General features: G+C 65.7%; 10 protein-coding genes. 6 read left to right on the top strand and 4 right to left on the bottom strand.

What is annotated here, in order from left to right; translation table 11 throughout:
* The 4 genes from H3H45_RS15310 (at position 1) to atzF (ending at position 7143) form a co-directional block, all read left to right on the top strand.
* Positions 1–729, top strand: a complete 729-nt coding sequence (locus H3H45_RS15310; protein WP_182834591.1) for an urea amidolyase associated protein UAAP1 — start codon at positions 1–3, stop codon at positions 727–729.
* 11 nt (positions 730–740) lie between these two features.
* On the top strand, positions 741–1376 hold the full coding sequence (locus H3H45_RS15305) for an urea amidolyase associated protein UAAP2 (RefSeq protein WP_182834590.1): 636 nt from the start codon (positions 741–743) through the stop codon (positions 1374–1376).
* 230 nt (positions 1377–1606) lie between these two features.
* Positions 1607–5248, top strand: coding sequence for an urea carboxylase (gene uca / locus H3H45_RS15300; protein WP_182834589.1), 3642 nt, complete (start codon positions 1607–1609; stop codon positions 5246–5248).
* Positions 5249–5337: 89 nt separating this feature from the next.
* Positions 5338–7143: an allophanate hydrolase gene (gene atzF / locus H3H45_RS15295; protein ID WP_182834588.1), complete on the top strand. Its 1806-nt coding sequence runs from the start codon at positions 5338–5340 to the stop codon at positions 7141–7143.
* A 192-nt stretch (positions 7144–7335) separates the two neighbouring features.
* On the opposite strand, the gene H3H45_RS15290 is transcribed toward atzF, so the two are convergent.
* Entirely contained in the window at positions 7336–7896 is a 561-nt protein-coding gene (locus H3H45_RS15290) for a nitroreductase family protein (protein ID WP_182834587.1), read from the bottom strand.
* Between the two features lie 206 nt (positions 7897–8102).
* On the opposite strand from H3H45_RS15290, the gene H3H45_RS15285 reads away from it, so the two are divergent.
* Both H3H45_RS15285 and H3H45_RS15280 read left to right on the top strand, forming a co-directional pair.
* Entirely contained in the window at positions 8103–9557 is a 1455-nt protein-coding gene (locus H3H45_RS15285) for a TrkH family potassium uptake protein (RefSeq protein ID WP_182834586.1), read from the top strand.
* 46 nt (positions 9558–9603) lie between these two features.
* Positions 9604–11058, top strand: a complete 1455-nt coding sequence (locus H3H45_RS15280) for a TrkH family potassium uptake protein (RefSeq protein ID WP_182834585.1) — start codon at positions 9604–9606, stop codon at positions 11056–11058.
* A 177-nt stretch (positions 11059–11235) separates the two neighbouring features.
* Here the strand turns inward: H3H45_RS15280 and H3H45_RS15275 are convergent, their stop codons facing one another.
* From H3H45_RS15275 to H3H45_RS15265, 3 genes are read right to left on the bottom strand one after another with little or no spacing between them, the layout of a single operon-like run.
* A complete protein-coding gene (locus tag H3H45_RS15275) occupies positions 11236–12096 on the bottom strand; it encodes an efflux RND transporter periplasmic adaptor subunit (protein WP_182834584.1) in 861 nt (286 codons plus the stop codon).
* 10 nt (positions 12097–12106) lie between these two features.
* Positions 12107–12313, bottom strand: a complete 207-nt coding sequence (locus H3H45_RS15270) for a DUF1656 domain-containing protein (protein ID WP_182834583.1) — start codon at positions 12311–12313, stop codon at positions 12107–12109.
* The gene (locus H3H45_RS15265; protein ID WP_407926702.1) at positions 12300–14261 is read right to left on the bottom strand and encodes an FUSC family protein; all 1962 of its coding nucleotides are present in this window, start codon (positions 14259–14261) and stop codon (positions 12300–12302) included. Before H3H45_RS15265 ends, H3H45_RS15270 begins: the two co-directional genes overlap by 14 nt.
* Positions 14262–14368 lie beyond the last annotated feature (107 nt).

The following is a 14368-nucleotide window of genomic DNA, read 5'->3' as shown; positions in this document are numbered from 1 at the left end:
ATGACTGCTGCACTCACCCTGCGCCCCAGCCTGTACGAAGAGTTCGTACCCGGCGGCGGCCACACCTCCTTCGTCCTCAAGCGCGGCCAGCTGCTGCGCATCACCGACCTCGAAGGCGACGCCAACGTCAGCCTGCTGCTGCTCAGCGCCGCCGAGAAAAGCGAACGCCTCAACCTGCCGGACACCCTCAAGTGCCAGCACACCGCCAAGCTCACAGCCGGCCACTGCTTGTATTCGGACATGGGCCGCGTCCTGGCCGCCATCACCGCCGACACCTGCGGCTGGCATGACAGCTTCGGCGGTGTGCTCAACGCCGAGGAAGTCGCCGAGAAGTACGGCGCTGGGCGCTATCAGGAGCTGCGCAACGGCTTCTTTCGCAACGGCATGGACAACCTGCTGGTGGAAATGGGCAAGTGGAACCTCAACCTGCAGGACCTGCTGATGGCGCTCAACCTGTTCAGCAAGGTCAGCGTCGATGGCGACGGCCGCTTCCATTTCGAACCGGGCAACTCCAAGGCCGGCGACTACATCGAGCTGTACGCACCGATGGACACCTTGGTGGTACTCACCGCCCTGCAACATCCCATGGACCCGAACCCCGAGTACGCACCCAAGCCGGTGCAACTGAGCTGGAGCGCGGTGGCGAGCGACGGCATCAGCGTGCTCTGCCGCACCTCGCGCCCGGAAAACGGCCGAGGCTTCCACAACACCGAACGTCTGTATATCTAAGGGCTGCCAGCATGACTCTTACCCATAGCGACAAGCACCCCGAAGCCGCCGTCTACCGCCATGAGATCCCGGCCGGCGAGCCATTCCTCTGCGAAGTCAAAGCCGGGCAGACCGTGCGCCTGCTCGACCTCGAAGGCAACCAGGCGGTCGACACGCTGTTCTTCAGCGCCAAGAACCCGCGCGAGCGCTACGACCCGCAACGCACCCTGCGCAAGCAGAACAGCGTGTACCTGACCACCGGCACCGTCCTCTACTCCAACCTGGGCAACCCGCTGCTGACCATCAGTGCCGACACCTGCGGCCGCCACGACACCCTCGGCGGTGCCTGCGCCCAGGAGAGCAACACGGTCCGCTACGCCCTCGACAAGCGCTACATGCACAGCTGCCGCGACAACTTCCTGCGCGCCAGCCTGCACGACGGCCGCCTGGAGAAGCGCGACATCGGCGCCAACATCAACTTCTTCATGAACGTGCCCGTCACCCCGGATGGCGGCCTGACCTTCGCGGACGGCATCTCCGCGCCGGGCAAATACGTCGAGCTGGTCGCACACATGGACGTCATCGTGCTGATCTCCAACTGCCCGCAACTGAACAACCCCTGCAACGGCTGGAACCCAACCCCGGCCGAGGTGCTGGTATGGGACTGAAGCAGCTTCGCGAATGGCTGTTCCGCCTGTGCCAGAGCCGTTCGGGGCAGTGCCTGGAGCAACAACCCAAGCCACCACAGAACCCGTAGGAGCGAGCTTGCTCGCGATCAACCCGACAGACCGCTGATCGCCAACAAGCTGGCTCCTACAAAAGCAACAATGCCCACCTCGGACGACCGAGGTGCAGACCGAATACTGCGGGACGGCCCGCCCCTTCGAGGACGCCTCGAATGTTCGACAAACTCCTGATCGCCAACCGCGGCGCCATTGCCTGCCGCATCCTGCGCACCCTGCGTCAACTCGACGTCAAAGGCGTAGCCGTGTACTCCGAGGCCGACGCCGCCAGCCTGCATATCCAGCAGGCCGATGAGGCCTTCAGCCTCGGCGAAGGCCCGGCCGCCGGCACTTATCTGGTGGTCGACAAGATCCTCGCCGTCGCCAAGCAGACCGGTGCCAAGGCAATCCACCCCGGCTACGGCTTCCTCTCCGAGAACGCCGCCTTCGCCGAGGCTTGCGAAGCCGCCGGCATCGCCTTTGTCGGCCCGACACCCGAGCAACTGCGCGTATTCGGCCTCAAGCACACTGCCCGCGCCCTGGCCAAACAGCACGGCGTGCCGATGCTGGAAGGCACCGAGCTGCTGGAAAACCTCGACGCCGCGCTGGTTGCAGGTGAAGAAGTCGGCTACCCGGTGATGTTGAAAAGCACCGCCGGTGGCGGCGGTATCGGCATGCGCGTGTGCAACAGCGCCACCGAGTTAAACGAGGCGTTCGACACGGTCAAACGCCTGGGGCAGAACAACTTCAGCGACAGCGGCGTATTTATCGAGAAGTACATCCAGCGCGCCCGCCACCTGGAGGTGCAAGTGTTCGGCGACGGCCAGGGTGACGTGCTGGCCCTCGGCGTGCGTGACTGCTCGGTGCAGCGGCGTAACCAGAAGGTGCTGGAAGAAACCCCGGCACCGAACCTGCCGGCCGGCATGGCCGAGGAACTGTGCGCGGCGGCGATCAAGCTGGCCAAGGCAGTCAGCTACCGCAGTGCCGGCACCGTCGAATTCGTCTACGACAGCGAGGCCGAGCGTTTCTACTTCCTCGAAGTGAACACCCGCCTGCAGGTCGAACACGGCGTCACCGAACAGGTGTGGGGCGTCGACCTGGTGCGCTGGATGATCGAACTGGCGGCCGGCGACCTGGCTCCACTAAGCGAGCTGGCCAAAGACCTGAAACCCAGCGGCCATGCCATCCAGGCGCGCCTGTATGCCGAAGATCCGGGCCGCGACTTCCAGCCCAGCCCCGGCCTGCTCACCGCCGTGGACTTCCCCAAGGCGGATGGCAAGACGCTGCGCATCGACACCTGGGTCGAAGCCGGCTGCGAGATTCCGCCCTACTTCGATCCGATGATCGCCAAGATCATCACCTGGGCGCCGACCCGCGATGCGGCCAGCGCCGCGCTGAACCAGGCCTTGGCCGACTCGGTGCTGTACGGCGTGGAATCCAACCGCGACTACCTGCGCCAGATCCTGGTCGACGCCCCCTTCGCCAGTGGCTCGCCGTGGACCCGCTGCCTGGAAGGTCTGGTCTACCAGGCACACACTTTCGAAGTGCTGTCCGCCGGCACCCAGACCACCGTGCAGGACTTCCCCGGCCGCCTCGGCTACTGGGCAGTCGGTGTGCCGCCGTCGGGGCCGATGGACGACCGTGCGCTGCGCCTGGGCAACCGCCTGCTCGGCAACGACGAAGGTGCCGCCGGCCTGGAAATCACCATGAGCGGCCCGCTGCTGCGCTTCAACACCGATGCGGTGGTGGCAGTAACCGGCGCGGCGATTCCGCTGAGCGTGGATGGCGTCGAGCAACCGATGAACACCGCGCTACTGGTCAAAGCCGGTAGCACCCTGAGCCTAGGCACCATCGCCGGTTCAGGCGCTCGCTCGTATCTGACTCTGCGCGGCGGCCTGCAGGTGCCCGAATACCTGGGCAGCAAAAGCACCTTCACCCTCGGCCAGTTCGGCGGCCACGGCGGCCGCGCCCTGCGCGCCGGCGATGTGCTGCATATCCCGGCATTGAGCGATGCGGAGTGCGGCGCGCAACTGCCCGCCGCGCTGTGCACCGCCCTGCCCGCCGTGCGCGAGATCCGCGTGATCTACGGCCCGCATGGTGCGCCGGAATACTTCACCGAGGGTTACATCGATACTTTCCTCGCCACCGACTGGGAAGTGCACTTCAACTCCAGCCGCACCGGCGTGCGCCTGATCGGCCCGAAACCGGAGTGGGTGCGCGACAGCGGCGGCGAGGCCGGCCTGCACCCGTCGAATATCCACGATAACCCCTACGCCATCGGTGCGGTGGACTTCACCGGCGACATGCCGGTGATCCTCGGCCCGGACGGCCCGAGCCTGGGCGGCTTCGTCTGCCCGGTGACCATCATCGAGGCCGACCTGTGGCAGCTGGGGCAGCTCAAGGCTGGGGACAAGGTACGCTTTGTGCCGGTCAGCATTGAAAATGCGCGGCAATTGGCCAAAGCGAAAAACCTCGAATGCGCGAGCCTTTGTAGGAGCCAGCTTGCTGGCGATCCAGCGGCATCCCTGATCGCGAGCAAGCTCGCTCCTACACAAGCAAGTGCGCTCACCTCCCCCATCGTGCTGGACATCGGCGCAGCCGACAAACGCCTGGTCGCCCGCCTCTCCGGCGATACCCACCTGCTGCTGGAAATCGGCGCACCAGAGCTGGACCTGGTGCTGCGCTTCCGCGGCCATGCGCTGATGCAGGCGCTGGAAGCCAAGCAACTTAACGGCGTGATCGACCTGACGCCGGGCATCCGCTCGCTGCAAGTGCACTACCAGCCGGAAACTCTGCCGCTACAGCAACTGCTCGACAGCGTCGCCGGCGAGTGGGACGCGGTGTGCAACGCCCAGGACCTCAAGGTGCCGTCGCGCATCGTGCATCTGCCGCTGTCCTGGGACGACCCGGCCTGCCAGCTGGCTATCGACAAGTACATGACCACGGTGCGCAAGGACGCGCCCTGGTGCCCGAGCAACCTGGAGTTCATCCGCCGCATCAACGACCTGCCCAACCTCGACGAGGTGTACCGCACCGTATTCGATGCCAGCTACCTGGTGATGGGCCTGGGCGATGTCTACCTCGGCGCGCCGGTGGCCACGCCGCTGGACCCACGCCATCGCCTGGTCACCACCAAGTACAACCCGGCGCGCACCTGGACCGCCGAGAACTCGGTGGGTATCGGCGGCGCCTACATGTGCGTGTACGGCATGGAAGGCCCCGGCGGTTACCAGTTCGTCGGCCGCACCCTGCAGATGTGGAACCGCTACCGCGAAGTCGCCGCCTTCCAAGGCAAGCCCTGGCTGCTGCGCTTCTTCGACCAGATCCGCTTCTACCCGGTGAGCGCCGAGGAACTGCTGCAGATCCGCCGCGACTTCCCGCTCGGCCGTTATGACCTGCGCATCGAGGACAGCGAGCTGGCCCTGGCCGACTACCAGGACTTCCTCACCGAGGAAGCCGAGGGCATCGACGCCTTCCGCAGCCAGCAACGCGCCGCCTTCGACGCCGAACGCCAGCGCTGGATCGCCTCCGGCCAGGCCCACTACGAGAGCGAGGAAGTGCTCGCCGAGCTGGGTGACGACGCGCCGCTCGGTGTCGGCCAGCACAGCATCGACAGCCATATCGCCGGCAACCTCTGGCAGGTTTCGGTGAACGAAGGCGACACGGTCAAGGCCGGCGACGTGCTGGTGATCCTCGAGTCGATGAAGATGGAAATCCCCCTGCTCGCCCCGCGTGACGGCGTAGTGCGCGAGGTGCGTGTGCAACCCGGCTCGCCTGTGCGCGCCGGCCAGCGCGTGGTGGTGCTGGAAGAGGCCTGAGCGGCTTTGCCCCCCTCTCCCTAACCCTCTCCCGTCAATGGGAGAGGGAACTGATTGTGCAAGCCCGAATATCCGAGAAGGAACCGAGCATGACCCACGAATTCGACCTGCGCCTCGGCGCCCTGAAAGCAGCCTACACAAACGGCAACCTGCCACCGCGCCAGCTGATCGCCGCCCTGCATGAGCGGGCCACCGCGCTAAACCCCGAGTTCAAGCTGTTCATCCACCTGCTCAGCCTGGAAGAGCTGGAACCCTACCTGGCCGCGCTGGACGGCAAGTCAGCCGCCGAGCTGCCACTGTTCGGCGTGCCCTTCGCCATCAAGGACAATATCGACCTGGCCGGCGTGCCGACCACCGCCGCCTGCCCGGCCTTCGCCCATGTGCCGGAGCAGAGCGCGACCATCGTCCAGCAGCTGATAGCCCTGGGGGCCGTGCCCATGGGCAAGACCAACCTCGACCAGTTCGCCACCGGCCTCAACGGCACCCGCTCGCCCTACGGTGAATGCCGCAACAGCCTGCACCCGGCCTACCCGTCCGGCGGCTCCAGCGCTGGTTCGGCCCTGGCCGTGGCGCTTGGCGTGGCCAGCTTCGCCCTCGGCACCGATACTGCAGGCAGCGGCCGCGTGCCGGCCGCGCTGAACAACCTGGTCGGCCTGAAAGCCACCAAGGGCCTGATCTCCACCGCCGGCGTGGTGCCCGCCTGCCGCACACTGGACTGCGTCACCTACTTCACCGCCACAGCGGCCGAGGCCAGCCAGTTGCTGGCGCTGACCGCCAAGCTGGATGCGCGTGACGAATACAGCCGCGCAAACCCGCTGTGGAACGATGCCAGCGCCTTCGGCAAACCGCGCACCGGCTTCCGCTTCGGCGTGCCGATGCAGCTGGAGTTTCTCGGCTGCACGGAAAGCCCGGCGCTATTCGCGCAGGCCATCGAAGAACTGAAAGCCCTTGGCGGCGAAGCGGTGGAAATCGACTTCGCGCCCTTCCTCGAAGCCGCGCGCCTGCTCTATGAAGGCCCATGGGTCGCCGAGCGCTACAGCGTCGCCGGCGCACTGATCGAGCAGCAGCCGGACGCCGTGCTGCCGGTGATCAAGGCCGTGCTGGAGAAAGCGCCGAGCGTCAGCGGCATCGACACCTTCCGCGCCCAGTACCGCCTGCAGGCGCTCAAGGCGATCTGCGACCGCATCCTGGCCGAGGTCGACTGCGTGCTGACGCCAGCCTACCCGCGCCCGGTGACCCTGGACGAGCTGCACTCCGAGCCAGTCAAGCGCAACTCGGACCTGGGCTACTACACCAACTTCATGAACATGCTGGATTACGCCGCCGTGGCTGTTCCCGCAGGCTTCATGGCCAATGGCTTGCCCTGGGGCGTGACCCTGTTCAGCCGCGCCTTCACCGACCAGTACCTGCTGAGCCTGGCCGACGCCCTGCAGCGCCAGCACGACCTGCCGCTGGCCGGCGCGCGCACGCTGGATACGCAGGCCCCGGCGACCCTCGCCCGCAACGACCGCGCCCGCGTCGTGGTGTGCGGCGCGCATCTGGACGGCCTGCCGCTGAACTGGCAGCTCAAGCAACGTGGCGGCCGTCTGCTGCAGGCCACCCAGAGTTCGCCGGACTACCAGCTGTACGCCCTGGCTGGCGGCCCGCCGTTCCGCCCGGGCATGGTTCGTGTCGCCGAAGGCGGCGTGTCCATCGCCGTGGAAGTCTGGGAACTGCCGAGCGCCGAACTGGGTTCGTTCCTCACCGGCATCCCCGCGCCGCTAGGCCTGGGCAAGGTGCAGCTTGCAAGCGGGGAATGGGAAACCGGTTTTATCTGCGAGCTTTACGGCCTGGCGGGCGCCGTGGACATCACCCACTTCGGTGGCTGGAAGGCCTACATGCAAAGTAAAAACTGAGGCTGCCACAACCTAGGAAGCGCCGTGCGCGCCGGGATCAAACACTATCCGTTCGGTGCGTACAACGCACCTCATGGCAGACGTGGCGATTGCGGCTCGCTGCCTGGCCGGGAGGCGCGCATTACCGTAGTCCGGATGTAATCCGGGGAACAGCTAACTCCGCCCCCGGACTACATCCGGGCTACGACTGCATCAGCCCTGCCAACTGCCGACGAAATCGGCCGGGGCCAACGCCGGCGGCGTGCGCCGCTCGCCTTCGACGCTGCCGAGGTAGAGGAAGCCAACAATCCGCTCATTGGCCGCCAGGCCCAGGCCGGCCATCACCTGGGCGTTGTAGCACAGCTCACCGGTGCGCCACATGGCGCCCAGACCTTGCGCATGGGCTGCCAGCAACATGCCGTGGGCGGCACACCCGGCAGACAGCAGTTGCTCCTGCTCCGGCACCTTGTGCGGGGCCGTCAGACGGGCAATCACCGCCACCAGCAGGGGCGCACGCAACGGCATGGCGCGGGCCTTGTCCAGCGCCTCGCTCTTGACCTCTGGATTGCCCGCCTGCAGCGCGCTGGCGAACAGCTCGCCAAGCCTGGCGCGGGCCGCACCTTCGACAGTGAGAAAGCGCCAGGGCCGCAGCTGACCATGATCCGGCGCACGCAGAGCGGCGCGAAACAGCAGTTCACGTTGCGCAGCATCCGGCGCCGGCTCCAGCAGACGGCCGACGGAAACGCGGTTGAGCAATAGATCGAGAGCTTGCATCGGTCATCTCCAGACAGGTCAGGATGCATTTTAGGGGCTATTGCGGTTTAGGCGCGACCGCGACGCCGCTTGGGGCACCTTGTGCCCAGCCCTGCTATGGTCAAAGCAACCCCTAACCGGACAGCCTGCCGGTGTCGCGTGCCCGCGCTTCTAGCGCACGGCGCCTGCAGGTAGAATGCCGCCTTCTTCGCCCACCGAGCTGCTTCATGGCTTTCTCGACGCTGCGCATCATCGGTTTCATCATCGGCATTTTCCTTATCACCCTGGCCGTGAGCATGGCCATACCCATGCTCACCCTGCTGGCGTACGAGCGCACCGATGACCTGACCGAGTTTTTCTGGTCGAGCCTGATCACCTTTGGCGCCGGCCTGGCGCTGGTGATTCGCGGCCGGCCGCAGCACATGCACCTGCGTCCGCGTGACATGTACCTGCTGACCACCGCCAGCTGGGTGGTGGTGTGCGCCTTCGCCGCCCTGCCGATGGTGCTGATCGCCCACATCAGCTACACCGACGCCTTTTTCGAGACCATGTCGGGCATCACCACCACCGGTTCCACCATCTTTGTCGGCCTGGACAGCATGTCGCCGGGCATCCTGATCTGGCGCTCGATGCTGCACTGGCTCGGCGGTATTGGTTTCATCGGCATGGCGGTGGCGATCCTGCCGCTGCTGCGCGTGGGGGGCATGCGCCTGTTCCAGACGGAATCCTCGGACTGGGGCGAGAAGGTCATGCCGCGCTCGCACATGGCCGCCAAGTACATTCTGCTGGTCTACCTGGCGCTGACCTTGCTCGGTTTCCTGGCCTTCTGGGCCGCCGGCATGACCCCCTTCGAGGCGATCAACCACTCGATGTCGATGATTTCCACCGGCGGCTTCTCCACCTCCGACCTGTCCCTGGCCAACTGGCAGCAGCCGGCGGTGCACTGGGTCGCGGTGCTGTTCATGATCCTCGGCGGCCTGCCCTTCACCCTCTATGTCGCCACCCTGCGCGGCCATCGCCGGGCGCTGCTGCGCGATCATCAAGTACGCGGCTTCATCGGTTTCCTGGTGCTGACCTGGCTGGTGTTCGGCACCTGGCTGTGGGCCAACTCGGAACACGCCTGGCTGGACGCCTTCCGCATCGTCGCGGTCAATGTCACCTCGGTGGTCACCACCACCGGTGTCGCCCTGGGTGACTACACCCTGTGGGGCAGCTTTTCGGTGCTGCTGTTCTTCTACTTGACCTTTATCGGCGGCTGCTCAGGGTCCACCGCCGGTGGCCTGAAGATCTTCCGCTTCCAGGTCGCCTTCGTCCTGCTCAAGGCCAACCTGCAGCAGTTGGTGCACCCGCGTGCGGTGATCAAGCAGCAGTACAACAACCATAACCTCGACGAAGACATCGTCCGCTCGCTGATCACTTTTTCCTTTTTCTTCACCATCACCATCGGCGTGATCGCCCTCGGCCTGACTCTGGTCGGCCTCGACTGGGTCACCGCCCTGACCGGCGCGGCCACGGCGGTGTGCAACGTCGGCCCGGGCCTCGGCCCGATCATCGGCCCGGCCGGCAACTTCGCCACCCTGCCGGATACGGCCAAGTGGCTGCTGACCCTCGGCATGCTGCTCGGCCGTCTGGAAATTCTCACCGTGCTGGTGCTGTTCACTCGCGCCTTCTGGAAACACTGATGCGCCAGCCCATTAGCACCCTGCCCCTCTGCGCCAAAGGCCAGCCATGACCCTGCCGACCCTGCGCACCCTGGCGTTCATCAACGGCATCTTCCTGGTCACCCTCGCCATCGCCATGCTGGTGCCAGTCGCCACCTTGCTGGTCTACCAGCAGCCGCAGGGGATCAACGCCTTCCTCTGGTCGAGCCTGCTGACTTTCATCGCCGGCATCAGCATGGTCGCCCAGGGGCGGCCGCAGAACACGCAACTGCGCCCGCGCGACATGTACATGCTGACGGTCTCCAGCTGGGTGTTGGTGTCGATCTTCGCCGCCCTGCCGTTTGTCTTCACCCAGCATGTCAGCTTCACCGATGCCTACTTCGAAAGCATGTCGGGCATCACCGCCACCGGCGCCACCATCTTCACCGGCCTGGACAGCATGTCGCGCGGCGTGCTGATCTGGCGCTCGCTGCTGCACTGGCTCGGTGGTATCGGCTTCATCGCCATGGCCGTGGCCATCCTGCCGATGCTGCGGATCGGCGGCATGCGCCTGTTCCAGACCGAATCCTCGGATCGCTCGGACAAGGTCATGCCGCGCTCGCACATGGTTGCCAAGTACATGGTGCTGGCCTATGTCGGCCTCAGCAGCCTGTCGGTGCTGGCCTTCTGGCTGGCCGGGATGAACCTGTTCGACGCGATCAACCACGCCATGTCGGCCATCGCTACCGGCGGCTTCTCCACCTCTGACGCGTCCCTGGCGAAATGGCAGGAGCCGGCCGTGCATTGGGTGGCCGTGGTGGTGATGATCCTCGGCAGCCTGCCTTTCGTACTCTACGTTTCCACCATGCGTGGCAATTACAAGGCGCTACTGCGCGACCAGCAGGTGCACGGCTTTTTCATCCTGCTGCTGAGCAGTTGGCTGATCCTGGCCTGCTGGAAGTGGAGTACCAGCGACCTGCACTGGCTAGAGACCCTGCGCCATGTAGCGGTCAACATCACCTCGGTGATGACCACCACCGGCTTCGCCCTCGGCGACTACCACCTCTGGGGCCCCTTCGCCAGCATGATGTTCTTTTACCTGGGCTTCGTCGGCGGGTGCTCCGGCTCCACCGCCGGCGGCCTCAAGGTGTTCCGCTTCCAGGTTGCCTACATTCTGCTCAAGGCCAACCTGATGCAACTGGTGCATCCGCGCGCGGTGATCAAGCAGCAGTACAACCGCCACCGCCTGGATGAAGACATCGCCCGCTCGATTCTCGCCTTCGCCTTCTTCTACACCATAACCATTGCCAGCCTGGCGCTGATCGTGGCGATGACCGGCATGGACTGGATCACCTCGCTGTCGGGTGCCGCCGCCATGGTTTCCGGGGTAGGCCCCGGCATGGGTGAAATCATCGGACCGGCCGGCACCTATGCCGCCATGCCCGACGTGGCCAAATGGGCGCTGACCCTGGGCATGCTGATCGGCCGCCTGGAAATCCTCACCGTGCTGGTTCTGCTGATGCCGTCCTTCTGGCGGCACTAAGCACCTGTTTACGATCTTTTGGACTAGAGCCAGACAAGGCGCTACGCCAGTAACAGCCTTCGGCTGGTCAAAACAGTCGAGGAAGCGGAATTTACGAGCTGTAAATGAGCATCCGAGGCTGTTTTTAACGCCGTATGGCCGACGGCCAGGAGATCGTAAACAGGTTCTAAGCACCGCTTAGTCAGCCTCCTCCACCCATACGCTGGCGGTCATGCCGGCGCTCAGGGCAAGCTCCGCCGGCAGCTGTTCCAGCTCGATGCGCACCGGGATGCGCTGGGCCAGGCGCACCCAGTTGAAGGTCGGTTCGACATTGGCCAGCAGCTGGCTGTCGGCAATCGCATTGCGATCGGTAATGCCGCGGCTGATGCTCTGCACCCGCCCGCTGAGCGGCTCGTCGCTGCTCATCAGGTGGATGCGCGCCGCAGCGCCGACCTGGATGCCAGGTAGCTTGGTTTCCTCGAAGTAGGCTTGGACATAGAAGGAACCATCAGCCACCAGCGCCATCACCGGCTGACCGGCCTGCACGTAGTTGCCCTGGGCCAGGTGCAGGTTGGTGACCTGCCCGTCACGCGGCGCACGCACTTCGCTGCGCTGCAGGTTAAGCTCGGCCAGCTGCACTTCGGCCAGGGTTTCCTGGTACTCGGCGCGAGCGATTTCGGCATTGATCTGCGCGTTTTCACGCAGCTCCGCACTGATCGCTTGCGGCCCCATGCGCGTGCGGCGCGCCGCCTCGTGTTCGCGCAGGCGCAGTTGCTGCTGGCGGGTTTCGGCGACGGCCTTGGCCTTGGCCAGAGCCGCCTCGTAGCGCTCGCGGTCGATGCTCATCAATAGCTCGCCGGCCTTGACCTGCTGGTTGTCGCGCACCTTGAGCTCAACCACCCAACCGGACACGTCCGGGGCGATGGTCACCACATCGGCGCGCACCCGCGCGTCACGGGTCCAGGGCGACAGCATGTAGTGCCGCCACAACCAGACGGCCGCCAGCAGGGCCACGCCGACCACCAGCACGGTGACAAGCATTCGTGGTAGGGATTTCATCGTTCTCTCCTCAAACACGGCTCAGCGTTGCCACCAGCGCCGCCAATACGCAGACATACAGGGCACAGTCGAACAGCGCCTCGTGCCAGATCCAGCGCGCCAGGCCAGCCCGCTGCAGGCCCAGGCGCAACAGCCCGGTCAGCAGCAGCGCCAGCAGCGCGTACCACAACAGGGGGCTGAGTAGCACGCCGCCCAGTGCCCACTCACGCAATTCCATGGAGTTCTCCTTGGCGCTCACACCACTGCTGCCAACTGTGGTTCAACTGCTGCAACGCCGCCTGGGCCAGGCGCAGGGCATCCTCGTCAGGCTGTTCATAAAGCGCCTGGGCCAGTGCCTGAGTCGGCCGCTGCAGGGCTTGCGCCCGTGCAGGTGCCGGCCCCTGGGCCAGCACTTGTCCGAGTTCAGCGAAGAACTGCTGCTCGGCCTGATGCGGTACCTGGCGTGCGGCTGCCAGGCAGGCGCGCAGGTGCAGCAGCTCATCACCCATGTCCAGGCTGGCCACGCCATCATCCCAGCGACTGCGGCTGGCATCCGGCAGCGCCGGGTAGTAGCGCGCCAGCTGCAGCAGGCGATCGGCCATGCGCCCGCCAAACCAGTTCTCCGCGCCCTGCAAGGCCTGGCTGCTAAGCCGGGAAAGATCGTCCAGGCTGGCCTGCAGCAGGCGCCGCCCCAGCCAGACTGGATTGCGTAGCACGATCAGGCGCAGTGCCAGCACCGCACAGCCGACGCCGATCAGCATGGCCAAGGCCTCGTTGAGGAAGAAAGCGACGTCGTAAACCATGTCGTTACGCGGGGCGCAGAGCACGATGAAGTGCATGCAGAACGAGGTAGCCGCGCCGGCCAATGCCGGCCTGGCCATGCCCAGCAGACCAAAGAACAACGGCACACCAAGGCCCAGGCAAAGCAGCGGAAAACCGTTCCACTGCGGCAGCAGTAACTGTCCCACCAGAAAAGCCACCGGCAGGGCGTAGAAGATCCCGCGCAGAAAGGCCATGCCGATCAGATCGGCATTCTCACGGCTGGCGAACAGGCTACACACCACGCTGGCCAGCAGCAGGGCGCCACTGGCGGCGGGCCAGGCGGTGAGCAGCCAGAAGGCCGAGAGCAGCAGCAGGGTCAGGCAGCTACGCAGGCCATACACGGCTGCAGTCTGCACATCGCGGTGCCAGGACAGCGCCGGCGGCGCATCCTTCGGCGCCACACCCTGCTCCACCGCGACCAGAGCCAGTTGCGCACGCTGCAGCTGACGAATCAGCAAACCCAGACGCGCCAGGCAGTACTGCCGCGCCAGGGGCTGACGCTCGTCGTGGGAAGCATCCTCCAGGCGCTGTTGCAGAGCGGCCAGATCAACGCTCTCGGGGGCCTGCAGCGCCGCCTGTACTTCGCTCAGCCAGGGCGCCAGGCCCAACGCCTCCACCCCATCCAGCTGTTGCCACTGGCGCGCCACGCCGCGAGCCAGGCGCAGCAGGCCGAGCAGGTCGCGGGTCAGCACGCGCAAGGCGCGCGCACGCTGGCGACCGCGTACACCTTCGAACCAGGCATGTTCGCGCTGGGCATCCACCGCAACGATGCGCCCGAGCACTTCCAGCAAGCCCTGACGCCCCTCGCCTCGGCCACGCAATGCCGCAGCCGCGGCCTGCACCCCGGCCTGCCAGGTAGCACGTGCCTGCGGCACCAGCTGGCGCTCGACCCGCTGCGGCCAGAACAGCGCGCTGACGACCATCGAGCAGAGAATGCCCAGGCAGATCTCGGTACAGCGCGCCACCGCCTCGTCGAACACCAGCAGCGGCTTGCCGATGATCGGCAGGCAGATGATCGCCACCGTGTAACCGGCCAACACGAAGGCGTAGGCCCAGGCGCTGCGCAGCAGGGTCGAGGCCATGGTGCACAGGCCCAGCCATAGCGCCATCACCAGCAGGAACAGCCAGGGTGCCTGGGCGAACAGGGCCATGAACATCACCGCCATGCTGGTGCCGACCAAAGTGCCAAGCAGGCGTGCCAGGCCCTTCTGCACCACCATGCCAGACAGCGGCTGGGCGACGATAAAGGCGGTCATCAGCGCCCACTGTGGCTGGTCCAGATCGAAGCGGAATGCGCACCACAGCGCCAGCCCCCCGCTCAGCAGGGTTTTGCCGGCGAACTGCAGCGCTGCGCCGCTAGGCATGAGGAAGGCGGATAGGGCATCACGCAAGGCGCTTACCTGTGGGGATTTTCAGTCAAAGGTAGATGGTTGTAGCCAGCACGGCTAACAACCAAGCTAATTATTAGTTA

Origin of the sequence: Aquipseudomonas guryensis, assembly GCF_014164785.1 — a bacterium.
Lineage (GTDB): Bacteria > Pseudomonadota > Gammaproteobacteria > Pseudomonadales > Pseudomonadaceae > Aquipseudomonas > Aquipseudomonas guryensis.
Note: the sequence above shows the minus strand (reverse complement) of the source record. Positions and strands in the feature narration are given on the sequence as shown.

Bases quoted from the DNA above. Each gene is read 5' to 3' on its own strand.
- H3H45_RS15265 (WP_407926702.1), bottom strand. From the start codon at position 14,261: ATGCCTAGCGGCGCAGCGCTGCAGTTCGCCGGCAAAACCCTGCTGAGC.
- H3H45_RS15285 (WP_182834586.1), top strand. From the start codon at position 8,103: ATGGCTTTCTCGACGCTGCGCATCATCGGTTTCATCATCGGCATTTTC.
- H3H45_RS15305 (WP_182834590.1), top strand. From the start codon at position 741: ATGACTCTTACCCATAGCGACAAGCACCCCGAAGCCGCCGTCTACCGC.
- atzF (WP_182834588.1), top strand. From the start codon at position 5,338: ATGACCCACGAATTCGACCTGCGCCTCGGCGCCCTGAAAGCAGCCTAC.
- H3H45_RS15270 (WP_182834583.1), bottom strand. From the start codon at position 12,313: ATGGAATTGCGTGAGTGGGCACTGGGCGGCGTGCTACTCAGCCCCCTG.
- uca (WP_182834589.1), top strand. From the start codon at position 1,607: ATGTTCGACAAACTCCTGATCGCCAACCGCGGCGCCATTGCCTGCCGC.
- H3H45_RS15290 (WP_182834587.1), bottom strand. From the start codon at position 7,896: ATGCAAGCTCTCGATCTATTGCTCAACCGCGTTTCCGTCGGCCGTCTG.
- H3H45_RS15280 (WP_182834585.1), top strand. From the start codon at position 9,604: ATGACCCTGCCGACCCTGCGCACCCTGGCGTTCATCAACGGCATCTTC.
- H3H45_RS15275 (WP_182834584.1), bottom strand. From the start codon at position 12,096: ATGAAATCCCTACCACGAATGCTTGTCACCGTGCTGGTGGTCGGCGTG.
- H3H45_RS15310 (WP_182834591.1), top strand. From the start codon at position 1: ATGACTGCTGCACTCACCCTGCGCCCCAGCCTGTACGAAGAGTTCGTA.